Here is a 17698-nt window from a genome sequence, read left to right on the forward strand (position 1 = left end):
AAAAAAGTCGACGCATCCGTATCTCCCCATACAACGAATAACATAGAGATAACATTTAGTGTGATAGAACCACATATGATTTGTGAGGACAAGAACTCACTTAGGCTGTCGTCGATATAAAAACGCTACAATCGCACATCGTAAAATCAGAAAGTTACTTTGAGTACATCTAAAATGATGGAATCACAATTACTTAAAGAAAGCCTAATGAAAAGTGTTTGTTTGAAAAGACATTGATTCCCTTTGTTCGGATGCTCGTTTTTCGTACTACTCAGTAGTAACAATATTCAATAGAAACTTTGAGATGATGGGATTTAGCGGAAGAATAGATGCGTAAACGTCACCATTCATAACTCTCTGCTTATGAATAGACTGTGGTCTACTCAATGATGAAGTTAATTTTACTTCCTGCCATGCCTCGATTGATTTCGACAGCACCCAAGAGGCAGCAAAGCAGCAGGAACTCGCACCTAAAACCTAGCTTTTCACGTCTATACAAAATGTAGAAATTACATAGAAAAGCCAAGGTACTTAGTATCTTGGCTTTTCATTTGCGTCTTAAGCGTTTTTTGCTTTATTGGCGAAGCCTAAAAGTAAACCTAAGCCAACGCAAAGCAGTGCACTTAACGTAATCACAATACCTAAATGGTGGATGATTCCCGCGCCGCCTAAACCTAATCCCAACAGAATATAATAAAATAGTCCAAAGAGTGCGCCAGCAGAGCCCGCATAGGTGCGGTAGTTTGCCAGAGCAGAGCTTAGTATGTTCGGAATTGCGATACCGTAAGCCATCACAATCAATAGCATAGGGGCTAGAAAGTAAACATTATTCAGCCCAATAAAGGTCGATTGAAGGAGCCAAATGCCCAGTCCACCGACAAGTGCAATAGCACTGGCTAAGCGAACGAGTTGTGCGCTGGTGTGGCCTCGACCCAGCATTATTTTATTAACATAACTACCAAGGAAAGCACCAAAGCCTAACAGTAAGCCACTAGTACCAAACGCGAGTGTCGATAAGCCTTGCGCCTCAAACATAAATGGCGCCAGTGAAAAGTAGCTAAACCACATTAGGTTAAACGCCGCCACCAACAAGCTGCTCTTAATAATCTCGCTGTCGGTAAGCATCTTAATCGCTAACTCGCCTATCGCGATTTTCTGGGTATGTGTGGGTTTGGTTTCGGGTAAAGATTTTACCGACAAAAACAGCAGCACAATTGCAGAGACCATGAGTGCGGCAAACACACCTTGATATCCCCAATACGCACTGAGGATACTGCCCAATAGCAATCCGATGACAGGGCTTATCCCAAGTGACATTCCCATCACAGAAAAGACTTTGGCTAATTCTTCGCCGCTATAACTGTCACGCATCATAGTTTGGGTAATCACAGAACCCACTGCCGCGCCAAAAGCCGACAATATGCGGGCCAGCAACAACAGGCTAAAATCGCTCACCATCAAGGCTAACGCAGAGCCAATGGCATAACATACTAATCCCGCGAGCATAGCTTTACGGCGACCAATAATGTCGGCTAAGCGGCCCCAGCAAAATACGCCGATAGCAAAAGCAATAAAGTACACAGATAAGGTTTGCGATGCGCCAGCAATCGACACTGCAAAGTGTTCTGCAATATTAGGCAACGCTGGGCTATAGATTGTTTCCATAATTTGCGGAAACATCATTAGCAGCACAGCGAGCCCTAAAGGGAGTTTTATATTCATGATTTTTAGTCCATTTCAGCACTCCAACAAATGAGTTGGTTTACCGAAATGTCACTCCATACTTGTAAAAGATGGCGCAGTATAGATAAAATCCAAATGTGACAACTAACAACACTTAGACAAAAAACATCAAAAATAGGACAAGATGGCCTTTATTCAACCCGAACAACTATTTAATCCAGATCTGCTGGATAATCTGGTTATTGGCATTGCCGCCGATATGGGCGAACACGACTCGGGAATGCATCACCACAGGAAGGCGCAACTGCTGTACGCCCCCACAGGCGTGATGAGATTCACCCTAGCCGATACTCAAATGGTGTTACCGCCAACGCGTGCGGCTTGGTTGCCAGCTGGCGTTAAGCACAGCGTCACCATGCGTAATGTGGTTGCCTATCGCTCACTCTACTTTGAACCAGAAACCGTCACTTTATTGCCCGATAAAGTCACTATTTTCCATGTAAATCCGCTACTCAAAGCCTTAATCGACACTATGTCGTTTTGGCCTTGGGACAAACCAAGAAGCACTCAATACAATGCCTTTTTGCTGCTCTGCGAAGAATTGGGCAATGCCACGGAAGAAAATCTGGCTTTACCCCTCCCACAGGATAAACGTTTAACAACCTGGCTAGCGCAACTACAGCAAGATCAAAAACCGCCAGCCAATCTTAAGGATATGGCAGTAGAAATCGGTGCCAGTGAACGCACAATTAGCCGCATTTTTAGCGCGCAGACGGGCATGGCTTATCAAGCCTGGCGCCAGCAATGGCGCTTACTTGCGGCCATAGAACAATTAGCAACGGGAATCTCGGTGGCGCAGGTGGGCTTTAATTTACAATTTTCCAGCGACAGTGCCTTTATCAGCTTTTTTAAGCAATATACTGGCACCACACCGGCACAATATTTCAAATAAGTACTGGCTCGACTGACTTACAATCGTCGAATCGAGCCTTGTCTCATATGCACTTTCATGACGCTAGCTGCGACGTTAAGCTTTCACCGCTGGCGTGGCAGAAGACTTAAACCAAACAAGCGGTTTTTGACGGCGCGTTAACATGTTTCCGAGCGCGACCAGCAAGAGTCCCACGCTTGAATACCAAGTCCACTGATAATCCTCAAACACACTCGATACACTTAACGCCACCACAGGGGTTATCACCAACAGATACGCAGCGGCATTAGCGCCAATTCGCTCAACCAAGATCAAATAAGCGGTAAAGCCAATCACAGAGGCGATAACGGCTAAGTAAAACAAGCTGCCAAGATAGCTGGTTGTCAGCGGTAAACTAAAGCTTAAATCTTTAAACCAGATGATGAGCAGTAACGCCGCACTGCCATAGCACATGGCATAGGCTGTTGAGGTAAAGGGCGACACATTATCGCGCGAGTTGCGCATACTGATCATGTTACCAATCGAGAAAAACCACGTACCTAACAGCGAAAACAATAAGCCCCACACTAAATTTTGTGACCACTGAGTCGCGAGCAAATCGGCACCAAAGAGTAAGCTAATGCCCCCCAGACCGACACCGACGCCTAACCAAAAATTACGACTAGTTGGCGTACCGTAAAAAATACGGCCATGTATCGCATTAAAAATGGGGGCCGTGGCCATAATCACCGCCGTTAAACCGCTGGCGATATAATGGGTTGCGGTATAAAACGCGATAAAGTTCAAACAAAATAGACACACGCCTTGTAGTGCAAACCAAGGATGCTGCCTAAGCTTTACCGCTTGCAGCTTGTTAAAGGCAAAGCCAATGGCGAACATCAAGAGACTCGCAATCGCAAACCGATAGAAAATCGAGACTTCCGTCGCCACCTCACCGTGCTGCCACTTAATGGCAATCCACGAAAAACCCCACACAAAAATCATCAGCAAATACATCACAGCAGCCATAATGAGTCCCCTACACCTTCATAAAATGCTTAATGAGGCAAACTATACAGCGATGGCTTTCGTCCTTATGTCACCATCTTGTTGGCCATAACACGATATTGCGGTTTTAATCGCGAGCGGACGTTGAGCCACGCCCATAAGTGCGATAATTTGGAAAGACAAAATGCTTAGCCAGTGAGATCACTAGGAACCCATGGAGCCCAAATACATCAGTTTTGATAAATCCGCCAAAACCTGTATTCGTAAACAAGCGATTACGGAGGATTTATCTTGGGCTCATTATCAAAATGCGAGCGAGCGTCTGTATTACCAAAACGATGCACAACATACGCTGAGCATGTATCTGGATGGCGGCTACGAAACCCACAGAACCGATATCAAGGCCGACTATGGCGCGCCCAGTAAGTTTTGTCTTATGCCCCAAGGCTGCCAAAGCCATTGGCAACTGGGGCAACCGCAGCAGTTTATGCATTTGTATTTTAGCGATGAACATCTTAAAAAATTGGCGGTGCGAGTCTTTGATAAAGATCCACGCCAAGTGCGTTTACCTGAGTTGACCTTTGTCGATAATCCGAGATTAGAGGCGCTGTTTCGACATCAAGTTGCCGGGCTCGATTGGCAGACGAGTGATCACCATCTGATGATGGAACAGGTAACCGACACTGTGCTGGTGACTTTGCTGCAAAGCTCAGGCTTTAATTTGTCGGTGGGGCCAATTAAGGGTGGGCTCGCACCTAAAGTGGCTAAAGCGATCAAAGAGTTTATTCATTGCCATTCCCATAGGCAGATTTACTTGTCTGAGTTGGCCGAGCTTGCCCAACTGAGCGAGTACCATTTTTGTCGCATGTTTAAATGCCAATTTGCGATGACGCCGCAGGAGTATTTGCTGCAAGTGCGCATTGAAAAGGTCAAACAAAGCTTGAGCCATTCAACGCAATCCTTGACCGATATCGCCCTCAATAATGGCTTTGCCAATCAAAGTCATATGGGGCGTTACTTTAAAAAACTCTGCGGCATGTCACCGGGCGAATATCAAAAATACCATAGAAGCTAACATACGCTTTGGGTTCACAATCTCGACGGCTGAACCCAACACTCTAACATCCTTGAAAACCCCATTGCCTCGATATGCTATAGTGCCCTTACTCCCCTAACCGCTGGAAAACGCCTTGAAAAAAATCGCTTTATTTGTCGATGTACAAAACATCTATTACACCTGCCGTGAAGCCTATGGTCGCCAATTTAATTATCGTAAACTGTGGCAACACTTAGGTTATGAAGGTGATATAGCGTTGGCCGTGGCTTATGCCATCCATAAGGGCGACGATGGGCAATTGAAATTTCAAGACGCACTAAAGCACATAGGTTTTGAGGTGAAGTTAAAACCGTTTATTCAGCGTAGCGATGGCTCAGCCAAAGGCGATTGGGACGTGGGGATCACCATAGATATTATGGAAGCGGCGAGTGAAGTGGATACAGTGATCTTATTGTCTGGTGATGGCGATTTCGATTTATTGCTGCAAAAAATTCATCAAAAGTATGGCGTTGAAACCCAAGTGTATGGCGTCCCTACCCTGACGGCTAAATCCTTAAGGGATGCAGCCTCTCAATTTCACCCTATCGATGAGGCGTTATTGCTCTAGTCACAAGACAAAAATGAGGCGATTCATCACACTAACCGCATCAAACACCTTCGCCATATTTAAAGGCCACTTTTTGATAATACAAACAACACACTAGTGATAGGTAATGTCCGTATACATAGGGGCGAGACGTTTTAGAAAGGCATTACGGGTCGATAGCGGAATATGTTGCTCTTTCATCGATTCAATCAAATGACCGACTAAGGCATCAAAATCCGCTTGAGTAATATTCAATCCTCTATGACTGTGCTGCATACTTTCGCCGTGATACACGCAGCCGCCATCGGCAACCAGACAGAAATGTTCAATGGCACGCTCACGAAATAACGCAATATCTGTCTCTTGAAAGTGATGCACTATGCGTGGATCTGTGGCAATACGTGCCAGCAAACCATCGACTATCGCCGATACGCCTGCGTTACCACCTAAATCTTGGTATAAGGTTTGATGGCTTGCGGTTTGATGACTAGAGTGAGTTAGTGATGCTGAGGTTTCGGTCGCTTGCACCCCACAGCCAGTGAAAAAAAACACTGCGACCAAAGGTATTAGCTTCACCCGTAAACGCCTCATAACGCCCCCTCCACCGACAGGTACCAACCCCGTTGCTCTTCAAACCCCGCAATGCTGCCCAAATTCGCATAGGCCGTCACCACGGAAAGATGCTTATTGATAAACCAAGCTAAAAACACATCTTGCCAATCATCCTCACGGGCAAAAGCTAACTCATCGGGTTTCTGACGATATTCGATACCCAGTGCCACATTATCCGTCAGCAATACCGCGGCAGAGGCTTCGAGCACAAACTGGTAATCATAATTGGCTTGAGTACCAAAACCCAATAAACCCGTTTGATTCGCCTTGGTCGCGCGCACGGTCCCATTGAGTAATACATTTCGTCCCGCTACCGCATCAAAAAATACTTTGCTGGCAGCAATATACACATCTAAACCCCAATCATCCCGCGCCCCAACTGCCTGAGGAATCGCAAAGTCATCGACTCTTTTATACTGGGCACCTAAGGTAATTTGCGGCATAGCCGTATAAAGCAGCTCTCCGGCAAGCTTGTATTTTACGCCGAAAATATCTTGGCCTAACTCGCCGCCCATAGTATCCAAATCAAAGGTTTGCCGAGCAACACTGAGCTCGAATCGATTATCAAAACTCAAAGAAGCGCCGATCACTTTCAGCGTAAAATCATCGACATAGACACCCGTCGCCATCGCCGTAGTGGACCATTCACCGCTACTACCATAACCGTTGATCACAGCCCATGGCACTATGCCACCGCCAGCACTGCCTTCAATCATCGTCCCGCCGCCAGTCGCGACCACACGGCTACCTTCAGCAAACGTAGGAACAGTGCCCAATAGTAAAAATAGGCAAGACAAAGCCTTAACATAAGTCCAAGTTAATGAATTCAACTTCAATGCATTTATGGAAATGTTCACTTGATGCTCCGCTCTAATTCTGTCGACGATGAATCTTTAGCCTAGCGTCTTTGCATATTGACTTGAGTAAACGCGCTTATGCATCAGAAGTATTTGGATGGTTAAACGCCTCGAACCACAGATCAAATTCAGCCGCTTTTAAGGGTTTCGAAAACACATAACCTTGAATGATATCGCAATCAAGATTGCGCAATATATCAACACCTTCTTGTTCTTCAACGCCTTCGGCTACTACGGTAAAACCTAAGCCATGGATCAATTTAATACTCGTATCGACTATCATCACATCTTGGCTATCCGTGAGCATGTCTTTGATAAAACTACGATCAATCTTCACTTCATTGACGGGCAAAATTTTCAAATAAGCTAAGGATGAATGCCCCGTGCCAAAGTCATCGATGGCAACCGACACGCCCATGTCACGGAATCGCTGCAACACACTCACCACAGTCTGTGCATCTTTCATCACAGCGCCTTCGGTGACTTCAATGCAGAGTGCGCCGCTTGGCAGATTATTATCTTTTAGTAAAATGGCGATTTGATTCGGTAAGCGAGTATCGACTAAATCATGGGCCGACAGGTTAATAGCCAGTTTTAGCACTATACCCCGCCGCTGCCATGTCACTAATTGCTGAATTGCCTGCTTCAATACCCACTGGCTAACAATATCAATGTTGCCAGAATTTTCAGCCAGTTGAATAAATTCATCGGGCGGAATAAACCCTAGCGTAGGATGCTGCCAGCGGATCAATGCCTCGGCGCCAGTGCACTGATTTAGGCGTAAATCCACTTTAGGTTGGAACACTAAATACAATTGGTTTTGCGCTAAACCTATAGGCAAATCACGGATAATCGTCAGCTCACGCTGATACTTTTCATCGGCGCCTTGACGATAACTGACAATACGTTGCTCTTCGAGACAGGCTTGATTGAGGGCAATTTCGGCGCGGCGCACTAACACATCGATATCAGCACCATTACCATCGATTTCGAGTAATCCCGCACGCACGGTAAGAGAAATATTTGAGCCTTGGATTGGAAAGGGTGACTCCAGCATATCCAATGATTTCAGTAAATGTTCAGGGCGAATACCTTGGCTATAAAGAAGTAAAAATGAGTCACCGTCTAATCGTGCCAATAAATCCGGTGTCGGTGCTAATTGCTCTAGGCGACGAGCAAAAAGCAGTAACAAAGTATCGGCGTTGGCAAAACCAATAATATCGTTGATATGGCGGAAATGTTTAATATCTAACAACACCATAGCACCGGATAATTTATCGTTAAGATCCGCCAAATGCTGTTTTGCGGCAAAACGATTGAGTAAACCTGTCAAGCTATCGTGGCGAGATTGGTAGACTAAATCCTTTTCCCGCGCTTCAATATCATCGCGCATTAAGGATAAACTCTTAGCCAACACCCTCAGCTCTGCTGGCGCACCTTGAATATTGGCAGGCTGCTTACCTTGACCGATTTTACGGGCATAATTCACAAGTTGATGCACGGGTTCAGTCAAACTGCCCGACAACCAAATCGCAATCGCAATCGCCAGTGCTAAGGTCAAAGCAAAAATTAGCAGCATATTATTGCGTAGTTGCTGATAACTTTGCTGCCACTTAAGGTTTGATTGATGTAGTAGCGCTAATTGGCTGCCGTTGTGATCATAAAGTTTGATGCCCATAGACAGATGATCTACGGGAATACTTTCACTAGGCATTTTCAGCAAGCTAGGCAATAAGCTCGCCTGCTCAATTACGCTTAACTTTTCATTATCTGATAAGGTTGAAGCGATTTCAGTGCGGCCCGTTGCCTGATTGACAAAACTCACATCGATGCCCGTAATAGCTTTAGCTTGTTGGGCGACCTTCTCATCCAATAAAAAACCCATGCCAACCCAAGCGATTAAGGTCGGCGCCTTCACCGGCTGCAGCACAAACTGATAGCTAGCATGATCAAAATTAAGGATAGCTAACGCATTATGATTGCTGGTGGTCATATTAAATAAGGATTGAATATCATCCTGAGTGAGTCCGGGCAAACTCGAGGTCAAGAGCTCCCCTTTAGGTGATAACAATACAGCGGCGTCGGCACCAATACGAGAGCCGTGATTAGATAACACTGACTCAATGGTTTCTTGCTCACCAGTAGCAATCGCGCGCTTAAAACCAAAATCGGCACTGAGTACGGACAAACTTTGACTGAGCTGAATACCGCGATTCGATAACACTTCGAGAAACACATTCGCGCCAATATCGAGGCTTTTCTGTTGCTGTAAAAAGTTATCTTTTTCGGTCGCTGTCAACACGGAAAATGCCGTGGCAAATTGCACTAACGTCAGCACAATAAAGAAAACTAAAATCAGCCGAGCGCGAAAACTATTTAGCATGTAATGGCTTACCTTCAGAATCGTAGTGACCAAATCCCGACGGCGGCGACGACGGTTTAGCTTGACGCTCAATGTCTAAGGACAGACTGAGTTGATTAGGACCATTAGCGATCAGTAAATCCGTTGGCTCTGATGCCGCCTTCTGCCATGGATGCCAGCGCTTAACTTTATATTGACCGGCGGTAAGTCCCTTAAACTGGATCTCACCTTTTTCGTCCGTCACCGCGACAATAGGGCTATCTGCCACATAGATAAATGCCTGCATATAATCGTGAATATTACAGCCAAGCGCGACCAAACCGGGTTTATCGAACTGAATCGGCGCTTCGGCCTGACCCACATACAATTTAAGTTCGAAAGGTTTAGCTTCTGAAAAAGAATACACATGGTGGCGAGTACGATCTAAGTTGGGAAAATCCACCTTTGCACCTTTAGGCACCGCCAGCACAAAGGGGATAAAGGTTCGATTTTTTTGCGACATTTCATAATGCTCGATAGGTATTGCATTATCGGGCATCACTGCTGGGATCAGCTCCACGACAGTATCGGCAATGGCCTGTTGTTGCAGATCTACTACATTAATATTGAGTTCAGCAGCCATGACTTGAGGCGTGAAATAGATCAAAACGCAAAGTACTAACGCATATAAAACGCGATATAGGATCATCCGTTACCTCGGGCATAGTGATGCAAGGCCAACAAGTACCTTAGCTGAGTTCTGCGTAAAAAAACGATCTAGATTCATCTAGCATTGTACATTACTAATACATTGAATAATCATCAAATTATATAGAAAAGTCGTAAAACAGTAACCATTCTAATCATACTGTGATAATGACGCGCTCAAGTGGCAATAAGTTATAAGCTAACAGAATGGTCTGGTAATAGTTATTCATTGTTTCTTATTGATGATCCAGAAAATACCAACGATATTCCTCATTTCTGGTTTTAGTTTTAATCTGGCGAGCAATACCATCACTAAACATCAATTGACCTAATGTTAATTAACCCCAGCTAAAGATAGTCAAATCTAATCGCTCTCGCCGTGAATAAACAAAAAAGGCCTACTCAATGTAGACCTTTCATGTGTTTTCAACTAGAAAACAAGCTTAACCGACTGTTATCTCTTTATACTCATCGGCTTTTTTACCGCCTCTCTTTGCTAAGGCATAGTAAAACAGCGGCGTTAGGATAAGACCAAAAACTGTCACCCCTATCATACCGGCGAATACTGCCACGCCCATGGCTTGGCGCATCTCGGCGCCCGCGCCAGTGGAGAACACCATAGGCACCACTCCCATGATAAAGGCGATAGATGTCATCAAGATAGGACGTAAACGTAATCTTGCTGCCTCTAATATCGCCTCCATAGGTGCCATACCATGGTCTTGTTTCTCCTTTGCAAACTCGACAATCAAAATAGCGTTCTTAGTCGCCAGCCCCACCAGCACTATCAGGCCAATTTGGGTGAAGATATTATTATCCCCACCGTAAATCAGCACACCACTGAGGGCTGAAAGTAAGGTCATTGGGATGATTAAGATAATCGCCAATGGCAAGCTTAAGCTCTCGTACTGGGCGGCTAGCACCATAAACACTAAGATGATCACCAGCGGGAAAACCAAAAGACCCGTATTGCCCGCGAGAATTTGCTGATAGGTCAGCTCGGTCCACTCATAAGTCATACCATTAGGTAAGGTTTCAGCCAAAATTTTCTCAATCGCCGCCTGCGCTTGGCCTGTACTCACTCCGAGCGCTGGACCACCGTTGATTTCAGCGGTCGTGAAACCGTTATAGTGCATCACTCTGTCTGGGCCTGAACTTTGGCTGACGTTGATGAACGAACCTAGCGGGATCATGTCACCATTCAGATTCGGCACCTTTAGCTGGCTTATCTGTTGCGGACTTTGGCGGAACGCCTCGTCGGCTTGCATATTCACCTGATAGGTTCGACCGAAACGATTGAAGTCATTGACATAAGTCGAGCCCATATAGGTTTGTAATGTCTGGAAGATTTGATCGAGCGACACTGCCTGCTGTTTCGCTTTAGTTCGATCAATATCCAGTTCAAGTTGGGGCACATTCACTTGATAGCTAGAGAAAACACCAGCTAACTGAGGATCGGCCCACGCCTTGTACATCACTTGTTGGGTCACCTGATACAAGGCCTCATAACCAAGGTTGGCTCTGTCTTGAATTTGCAGACGGAACCCTCCTATAGTGCCGAGGCCTTGCACAGGTGGCGGCGGGAAGATGGCAATAAATGCGTCTTGAATAGCAGCAAATTGCTGATTCAATTGTCCTGCAATGGCATTCGCCGACAGCTCAGGACTGGTACGCGAGTCAAAATCATCGAGCGCAACAAACACCACGCCTGAGTTAGGACTATTGGTAAAACCGTTGATGCTAAGGCCAGGGAAGGCAATCGAGTGCGCGACTCCGGGGTGATTTAGCGCAATCTCAGACATCTTCTTGATCACACTATCCGTACGTTCAAGGGATGCCGCATCGGGCAACTGAGCAAAGGCCACTAAATACTGTTTATCTTGGCCGGGCACATAACCCGTTGGTGTATTGGCAAATTGCACACCCGTTAACGCCACCATGCCTAAATACACTAGGCCGATAATGCCGCCAAAACGGATCACCTTACGCACTAACCAGCCATAACCATCGGATGCACGGTTAAATAAACGATTAAAAGGCACAAATAACCAAGCACCAAACAACTTATCCATTAGACGCGTTAAGCCGTCCTTAGGTGCATCATGGCTCTTGAGTAACAGCGCCGATAATGCCGGACTCAAAGTGAGTGAGTTAATCGCCGAGATAAAGGTCGAGATAGTAATAGTCAAGGCAAACTGTTTATAGAACTGCCCGGTTAAACCGCTCATAAAGGCCGTTGGAATAAACACCGCCGCCAGCACTAAGGTGGTTGCCACAATCGGGCCAGTCACTTCCTTCATCGCCTTTTGCGTTGCCTCTACTGGGCTTAATCCTGCGGCAATATTACGCTCGACGTTTTCGACCACGACGATGGCATCGTCAACCACGATACCGATGGCGAGCACCAGCCCAAATAGCGACAAGGCGTTTAACGAGAAACCGAGCAGATGCATAAAGGCAAAGGTACCGACCAAAGACACAGGCACGGCCACCAGCGGAATAATCGATGCGCGCCAAGTTTGCAGAAATAGCACCACCACTAACACCACCAGCAACACGGCTTCAAGCAGGGTTTTTACCACAGCTTCAATCGAGCCACGCACGAACACTGTTGGGTCGTAAACGATTTCGTATTCGAGTCCTTCAGGGAAAGACTGTGACAATTCCGCCATTTTGGCGCGCACATCATCGGAAATCTGAATCGCATTCGACCCCGATGCTTGAAACACTGGGATCGCCACGGCATCTTTATTATCCAGCAGTGAGCGCAGCGCATAACTGGTCGCGCCCAGCTCGATACGAGCCACATCCTTCAAACGATTCACTTCACCGTTTTGGCCAACTTTGACAATAATATCTTCAAATTCAGACAGTTCAGTTAAACGGCCTTTCACGTTAATCAAGAGTTGGAAATCAGCATTGCCACTGGGCTGAGCACCTAAACTGCCCGCTGCCGCCTGTTGGTTTTGCTCACGCACGGCAGCAATAATGTCCGCAGGTGATAAACCCAGCGCCGAAACTTTATTCGGATCGAGCCAAATTCTCAGGCTGTATTCGCCGGCGCCAAACAAACGTACCGCACCCACACCGTTAATCCGCGCTAACTCGTCTTTGACGTTTAGCGCCGCATAGTTAGACAGATACAACATGTCGTAACGGTTATCCGGCGATAACAAATGCACCACCATAGTCAAGTCTGGCGATGATTTTTCGGTGACTATACCTAAGCGTTGCACTTCCTGCGGCAGACGGGGCATAGCGCGATCGACTCGGCTCTGCACTTGGGTTTGTGCCTTATCCACATCCGTGCCAATCGCAAAGGTGATAGTCAAGGTCATGCGTCCATCGGACGTCGCCTGCGATGACATGTACAACATGTCTTCGACGCCGTTGATTTCCTGCTCCAGCGGTGAAGCCACTGTTTCGGCAATCACTTTAGGATTTGCGCCAGGATAATTAGCAGTGACCACTACCGTTGGCGGTACCACCTCTGGATATTCGGTAATAGGCAACTGCCAAACGGCAATCGCCCCTGTGATAAGAAACAGCAATGACAGCACGGCTGCAAATATCGGTCTTTTAATGAAAAATTGCGACAACATAGTGTGTTATTCCTTAACCGCGGCTCGCCGTTTCGACCGCTTGCGCCGTCAAATGCTCTTGGTTTTTATCGAGTATTAACTGGGCTTGGCGTAGCGCCTCGAGCTTGTCGCTGTCGACCATGTCCACTATGTTTGGCTCAATTTGCATCTTAGGACGAACGCGTTGCATACCGTTGACGACGATCTTGTCTTCGGCCATCAAGCCTTGGGTTACAATGCGCAGTCCTTGGACTTTTTCGCCTAAGGTCACACCGCGATATTCGACCGTGCCATCATGACCGACGATCAGCACAAACTTATTATTGAGATCTGTGCCAACCGCTTTATCGTCAATCAAGATCCCCTCATAGGCGCCACTGCCCGCAGTACGAAGACGCGCAAACAAGCCTGGCAATAGGTTATTGTCTTCATTGTCAAAAGTGGCCCTCACTCGAATAGTACCCGTCTGCTTATCCATCGCATTATCCACAAAGTCGACCATGCCAATATGGTGATAATCGCGCTCATTGGCTAAAGCCATGTACACAGGATTATCGCCAGCACGGGGATCGTTACGTTTGTTCTGTGCAGTTAACTTCACGTATTTAAGGTAGGTTTGCTCGTCCACATCGAAATAGGCATACATGCTGGCGGTAGAGACTAAGCTGGTCAGCACACTCTGCCCTGCGGTGACATAGTTACCCGCGGTGACATTGGCGTAGGATACTCGGCCATCAATCGGCGCTTGTACTTGGGTATAAGCTAAATCAAGCTCGGCGCGCATGAGTGCTGCTTTCACCGAAGCGACTGCGGCTGCAGTCTGACGTTTATTCGACTCACGGGTATCGAGTAATTCGGCCGAGACCGCCTTTTGGTCAAATAACTTATGTGCCCGTTCAAAATCATTAGTGGCCAGTTGCTCTGCAGAGAGTGCGCTAGCAAGATCTGCTTTTAACCGGGCCACTTCCACTTCAAACACGCTTGGATCGATGCGAAATAACACTTCGCCTTTTTTCACTAAGGCGCCTTCTTTAAAATTTACTGAGTCGATATAGCCCGACACCCGCGGGATAAGGGTGACACTTTCTGGCGCCTGTAAACGACCGGTAAACTCATCCCATTCGGTGACTCGCTCATGTAATACCTGAGCGACATCCACCTTAGGCGCACTCGGTGCAGGTCCCTGCTGCGCTGTTTGCTCACCACAAGCTGAAAGGACGAAAGTAGCCACAGCCGTTAACATCATTATTCGTAAAGGTTTGTTACTCATCATATTACTATCCTCAAAGTGGCGGGCATTTCACGCTGTTCGAACCACACACATGCAGCTGTGTTACAAACCAAACCAATTAAATACCGACTGGTAAAAAATATTCTGTACTGGACGGTAATATATAGCGTAAAATGATGCTGTCAACAAATTTATGTACCGAACGGTATTTAATTAAAAGTGTGCACTTACCCTAGGCAGGAATGCGTCCAGAGGCAAAAGGCTACGAGTTTGAACTGCAAAGCATTTTGATGAATATTGAAGCAAACACTGACTAACGCAGATAACATGCTGAACTTAGGTGACACCTTGAATGACTAAGTAGACATATCCCCCCTAAGTCCGTCATCAGTGGCAAGTGTGGCTGGACAGGGACTAAACCCATGTCTATCCTAGGGGCAATTGAGAATTGAGGAGCCTAATGATGTCAACCGTCACCCAGACGCCCTGTGTTGGTCGCCCACGAGCTTTTGACACTGACGATGCATTAGCAAAAGCCTTAGAAGTCTTCTGGCTCAAAGGTTTTGAAGGTACATCGTTAACCGATCTCACCCAAGCTATGGGCATTAATAAACCTAGCCTTTATGCCGCTTTCGGTAATAAAGAACAGTTATTTCTCAAAGCGATAGAATTGTATGAACAGCGCCCCTGTGCGTTTTTCTACCCGGCACTGGAACAAAAAACCGCCTATCAGGTTATCGAGTCAATGCTACTCGGTGCGGCAAGCTCTTTGGTGGATAAAAGCCATCCACAGGGATGTTTGATTGTTCAAGGGGCACTCACCTGTAGTGAAGCAGGGCAAGCGATTAAAGACACTTTGATTAATCGTCGCCGCGACGGTGAAATAGCCCTGTGCGAACGACTGCAACGCGCCAAAGATGAAGGTGATTTGCCCGCTGACGCCGATCCCTTGCTGCTTGCCCGTTATATAGGCACTGTATTGCAAGGTATGGCCGTACAAGCGACCAGTGGAATTTGCCCGAATGAACTGCGCAAAGTGGCCGAGCTAGTGCTGGCTAACTTTCCGCGTAATGATGAATCCTGATTCACCAATCCTGATCCACAAAAACTAAACCCCAGTAGAGTACTCACTTAACAGGGTTTTATTTATGCTTTGCTTTATTTCTGTCCAACCATTTATTTCTGTCCAACCAAGAGTTCTCTAAACAGTTGTCTGAGTCGTTTCAATAATGGCAGGCTGCTTTTATCTTGATGCTGGATCACATCGACGTTTGCATGCCAGCCTATCTGCTCAAATTCTATGGGGACGCGAGTTAAGTTACCCGATGAAACTAAATTGGACGCCATATGCTCGGGCAATAGACACCAACCATGGCCCTGTAATGCGAGCTCCAATAACACGTAATAGTTATCGGCATACCAAACATCAGGACTGAACGCCTGCTGAAAACTACTGGTTTTAGTATTCCGTGAGCGGATGAGTAATTGTCGATACAGTCGCAATGAGTCCATGTTCGGTGCAACTGATTTTGCTAAGGGATGCGAACTCGCCACATAAAGATCGAATTGAATCACCCCAATACTCTCAAAATCTATACTACTTGGCATAGATAATTCACTAAAAATCAATCCTGTAGATGCTCTTCCCGAATGCACCATGTCGATAATGTCTATACTTGAGGCACTGAGAAACTCGAGTTCGATATTAGGAAAATCACCCTCTAACAACCGAATAATTTCAGATATTCTCTGTATCGGAATGCCTTCATCCATCGCAAGGCACACTTCTGAAGATTGACTACTGAAGAGCGATAAGGCGGTATGTTTGAGCCTACGATGTTGAAGAATCGTCGCTCTTGCGTAGGGCAGTAATTTACTACCTTCGGCCGTTAATACTGGATAACGACCCGAACGGCCAAATAACTCAACCCCACAGTCAATTTCAAGATTCATCACATGCTGGCTAATCACGGATTGTGCTTTCTTAAGTTGCCTTGCAGCATTCGAAAATGAACCAGATTCTACGGTTTCTATAAAGGCTTCGAGTTGTTCGAGACTAAACATATCGCTTTTACCGATACTATCTAACTATAACTTATCCCTATACTAGATAAAATTATGGCCATAGTCACATTAAATGAATGGGAAATAGCCATGAAAACGACAGAACGTATCTTTAACGCCTTACTCTTTGAAGCGATTGCACTCGCTATTATTATCCCCGTTTCTGCCCTAATATCAGGCAAGGGAACCAGTGAACTTGTCATAGTAGGTATCGCTTTGAGTCTTTATACCGTGGTATGGAACTACTTCTACAACCTAGGATTCGACAGGGTATTTGGGGCAAATCGAGAGCAACGTACTTTGAAAACCAGAATACTGCATACCTTTGGATTTGAAGGGGGACTTATTTTCATTAGCATACCGACCATCGCCTGGTTTCTACAGATAGGTTGGTTGGCAGCCATGGGCTTAGAAGCGGTTTTTTTGATCTTTTTCTTCTTCTACAGCACCCTATTCCATTGGTGTTATGACAAGTATCAGCCCTATAAGACTTGGATTACTATGCAAGCCACTAAGGTCAAATAGCGCAGCTAAGATCAACACACGTCACCATCAAACGAACCTCACTAAACAATTTAGCGATTCGTTTGATGGCAGCATTGAAACTTATCCATTTCAATTTCTTCTACTTATTACCAATCACATTAAATATCTAATCAGTTCAGAGCCTCACAGGCATCTCAATCCAAGGCGCATTGACGCAGAAATGGTTATTCCCTTTTAAGTCAATGCAACACGGGAGTGGGATGCCTGTGAGGCTCCCGAAGGGCGGCGGAACAGAGTACCACTATGCCTTCAAGCCTTCGCCTTGTCTAAAGCGCGTTGAACTCCCGCTGAATGAACAGATATTTAGTACGATTGGTATTAGCAAGAAAGCTAAGCCAGTTCATGTGTTGCCCAGCATAAAATTCCCCTTAAACACAGTACATAAAAATAATAGACCCGCACACAGTAAACTGAGGTTGTTGAAATATCCTATAAACATCACAAAAGGACTAACTATCAGTAATTAATATTCAAATCATTAGTCTAGATATAATTCTTTATGCTATAAAAGCCA

15 protein-coding genes are annotated in these 17698 nt (G+C 45.9%); 6 read left to right on the forward strand and 9 right to left on the reverse strand.

Annotation, left to right across the window (positions count from 1 at the left end; translation table 11 throughout):
* Positions 1-558 precede the first annotated feature (558 nt).
* Positions 559-1722, reverse strand: a complete 1164-nt coding sequence (locus KO533_RS11065; protein WP_028761402.1) for a multidrug effflux MFS transporter — start codon at positions 1720-1722, stop codon at positions 559-561.
* A gap of 145 nt (positions 1723-1867) precedes the next feature.
* Here KO533_RS11065 and KO533_RS11070 point away from each other — a divergent pair, with 145 nt between their 5' ends.
* Entirely contained in the window at positions 1868-2635 is a 768-nt protein-coding gene (locus KO533_RS11070; RefSeq protein WP_219254130.1) for a helix-turn-helix transcriptional regulator, read from the forward strand.
* A 75-nt stretch (positions 2636-2710) separates the two neighbouring features.
* Here KO533_RS11070 and KO533_RS11075 read toward each other — a convergent pair whose 3' ends face one another.
* Positions 2711-3622, reverse strand: a complete 912-nt coding sequence (locus KO533_RS11075; RefSeq protein ID WP_219254132.1) for a DMT family transporter — start codon at positions 3620-3622, stop codon at positions 2711-2713.
* 193 nt (positions 3623-3815) lie between these two features.
* Here KO533_RS11075 and KO533_RS11080 point away from each other — a divergent pair, with 193 nt between their 5' ends.
* Together KO533_RS11080 and KO533_RS11085 are read left to right on the forward strand one after the other, a co-directional pair.
* Positions 3816-4676: an AraC family transcriptional regulator gene (locus tag KO533_RS11080; protein WP_219254134.1), complete on the forward strand. Its 861-nt coding sequence runs from the start codon at positions 3816-3818 to the stop codon at positions 4674-4676.
* Between the two features lie 115 nt (positions 4677-4791).
* Positions 4792-5265, forward strand: coding sequence for an NYN domain-containing protein (locus tag KO533_RS11085; RefSeq protein ID WP_006082658.1), 474 nt, complete (start codon positions 4792-4794; stop codon positions 5263-5265).
* Between the two features lie 93 nt (positions 5266-5358).
* Here KO533_RS11085 and KO533_RS11090 read toward each other — a convergent pair whose 3' ends face one another.
* The 6 genes from KO533_RS11090 to KO533_RS11115 all read right to left on the reverse strand — a co-directional run bounded on the left by KO533_RS11090 (position 5359) and on the right by KO533_RS11115 (position 14616).
* Entirely contained in the window at positions 5359-5835 is a 477-nt protein-coding gene (locus tag KO533_RS11090; protein WP_219254136.1) for a group 1 truncated hemoglobin, read from the reverse strand.
* Positions 5832-6713: a DUF3034 family protein gene (locus tag KO533_RS11095; RefSeq protein ID WP_219254138.1), complete on the reverse strand. Its 882-nt coding sequence runs from the start codon at positions 6711-6713 to the stop codon at positions 5832-5834. The genes KO533_RS11090 and KO533_RS11095 overlap by 4 nt, the downstream gene beginning before the upstream one ends.
* A gap of 76 nt (positions 6714-6789) precedes the next feature.
* Positions 6790-9096, reverse strand: coding sequence for a GGDEF domain-containing phosphodiesterase (locus KO533_RS11100; RefSeq protein WP_105251736.1), 2307 nt, complete (start codon positions 9094-9096; stop codon positions 6790-6792).
* Positions 9086-9763, reverse strand: a complete 678-nt coding sequence (locus KO533_RS11105) for a methylamine utilization protein (protein WP_028761410.1) — start codon at positions 9761-9763, stop codon at positions 9086-9088. The genes KO533_RS11100 and KO533_RS11105 overlap by 11 nt, the downstream gene beginning before the upstream one ends.
* A 442-nt stretch (positions 9764-10205) precedes the next feature.
* Complete coding sequence (locus KO533_RS11110) at positions 10206-13364, reverse strand: multidrug efflux RND transporter permease subunit (protein WP_219254140.1); 3159 nt, start codon at positions 13362-13364, stop codon at positions 10206-10208.
* Between the two features lie 13 nt (positions 13365-13377).
* Entirely contained in the window at positions 13378-14616 is a 1239-nt protein-coding gene (locus tag KO533_RS11115; RefSeq protein WP_219254142.1) for an efflux RND transporter periplasmic adaptor subunit, read from the reverse strand.
* Between the two features lie 418 nt (positions 14617-15034).
* On the opposite strand from KO533_RS11115, the gene KO533_RS11120 reads away from it, so the two are divergent.
* On the forward strand, positions 15035-15658 hold the full coding sequence (locus KO533_RS11120; RefSeq protein ID WP_028761413.1) for a TetR/AcrR family transcriptional regulator: 624 nt from the start codon (positions 15035-15037) through the stop codon (positions 15656-15658).
* 92 nt (positions 15659-15750) lie between these two features.
* Here KO533_RS11120 and KO533_RS11125 read toward each other — a convergent pair whose 3' ends face one another.
* On the reverse strand, positions 15751-16638 hold the full coding sequence (locus tag KO533_RS11125) for a LysR family transcriptional regulator (RefSeq protein WP_219254145.1): 888 nt from the start codon (positions 16636-16638) through the stop codon (positions 15751-15753).
* Between the two features lie 90 nt (positions 16639-16728).
* Here KO533_RS11125 and KO533_RS11130 point away from each other — a divergent pair, with 90 nt between their 5' ends.
* A complete protein-coding gene (locus KO533_RS11130; protein WP_168822865.1) occupies positions 16729-17163 on the forward strand; it encodes a PACE efflux transporter in 435 nt (144 codons plus the stop codon).
* Positions 17164-17384: 221 nt separating this feature from the next.
* Positions 17385-17651, forward strand: coding sequence for a hypothetical protein (locus tag KO533_RS22845; protein WP_346014699.1), 267 nt, complete (start codon positions 17385-17387; stop codon positions 17649-17651).
* Positions 17652-17698 lie beyond the last annotated feature (47 nt).

Origin of the sequence: Shewanella sp. NKUCC05_KAH (assembly GCF_019345585.1) — a bacterium.
In the GTDB taxonomy this organism is placed as follows: Bacteria; Pseudomonadota; Gammaproteobacteria; order Enterobacterales; family Shewanellaceae; genus Shewanella; species Shewanella oncorhynchi.

What these genes read in the sequence shown, in the direction of transcription:
- KO533_RS11075 (WP_219254132.1), bottom strand. Translation starts at nt 3,622, where the DNA reads ATGGCTGCTGTGATGTATTTGCTGATGATTTTTGTGTGGGGTTTTTCG.
- KO533_RS22845 (WP_346014699.1), top strand. Translation starts at nt 17,385, where the DNA reads ATGCCTGTGAGGCTCCCGAAGGGCGGCGGAACAGAGTACCACTATGCC.
- KO533_RS11070 (WP_219254130.1), top strand. Translation starts at nt 1,868, where the DNA reads ATGGCCTTTATTCAACCCGAACAACTATTTAATCCAGATCTGCTGGAT.
- KO533_RS11080 (WP_219254134.1), top strand. Translation starts at nt 3,816, where the DNA reads ATGGAGCCCAAATACATCAGTTTTGATAAATCCGCCAAAACCTGTATT.
- KO533_RS11105 (WP_028761410.1), bottom strand. Translation starts at nt 9,763, where the DNA reads ATGATCCTATATCGCGTTTTATATGCGTTAGTACTTTGCGTTTTGATC.
- KO533_RS11130 (WP_168822865.1), top strand. Translation starts at nt 16,729, where the DNA reads ATGAAAACGACAGAACGTATCTTTAACGCCTTACTCTTTGAAGCGATT.
- KO533_RS11115 (WP_219254142.1), bottom strand. Translation starts at nt 14,616, where the DNA reads ATGATGAGTAACAAACCTTTACGAATAATGATGTTAACGGCTGTGGCT.
- KO533_RS11120 (WP_028761413.1), top strand. Translation starts at nt 15,035, where the DNA reads ATGATGTCAACCGTCACCCAGACGCCCTGTGTTGGTCGCCCACGAGCT.
- KO533_RS11100 (WP_105251736.1), bottom strand. Translation starts at nt 9,096, where the DNA reads ATGCTAAATAGTTTTCGCGCTCGGCTGATTTTAGTTTTCTTTATTGTG.
- KO533_RS11065 (WP_028761402.1), bottom strand. Translation starts at nt 1,722, where the DNA reads ATGAATATAAAACTCCCTTTAGGGCTCGCTGTGCTGCTAATGATGTTT.
- KO533_RS11090 (WP_219254136.1), bottom strand. Translation starts at nt 5,835, where the DNA reads ATGAGGCGTTTACGGGTGAAGCTAATACCTTTGGTCGCAGTGTTTTTT.
- KO533_RS11110 (WP_219254140.1), bottom strand. Translation starts at nt 13,364, where the DNA reads ATGTTGTCGCAATTTTTCATTAAAAGACCGATATTTGCAGCCGTGCTG.
- KO533_RS11125 (WP_219254145.1), bottom strand. Translation starts at nt 16,638, where the DNA reads ATGTTTAGTCTCGAACAACTCGAAGCCTTTATAGAAACCGTAGAATCT.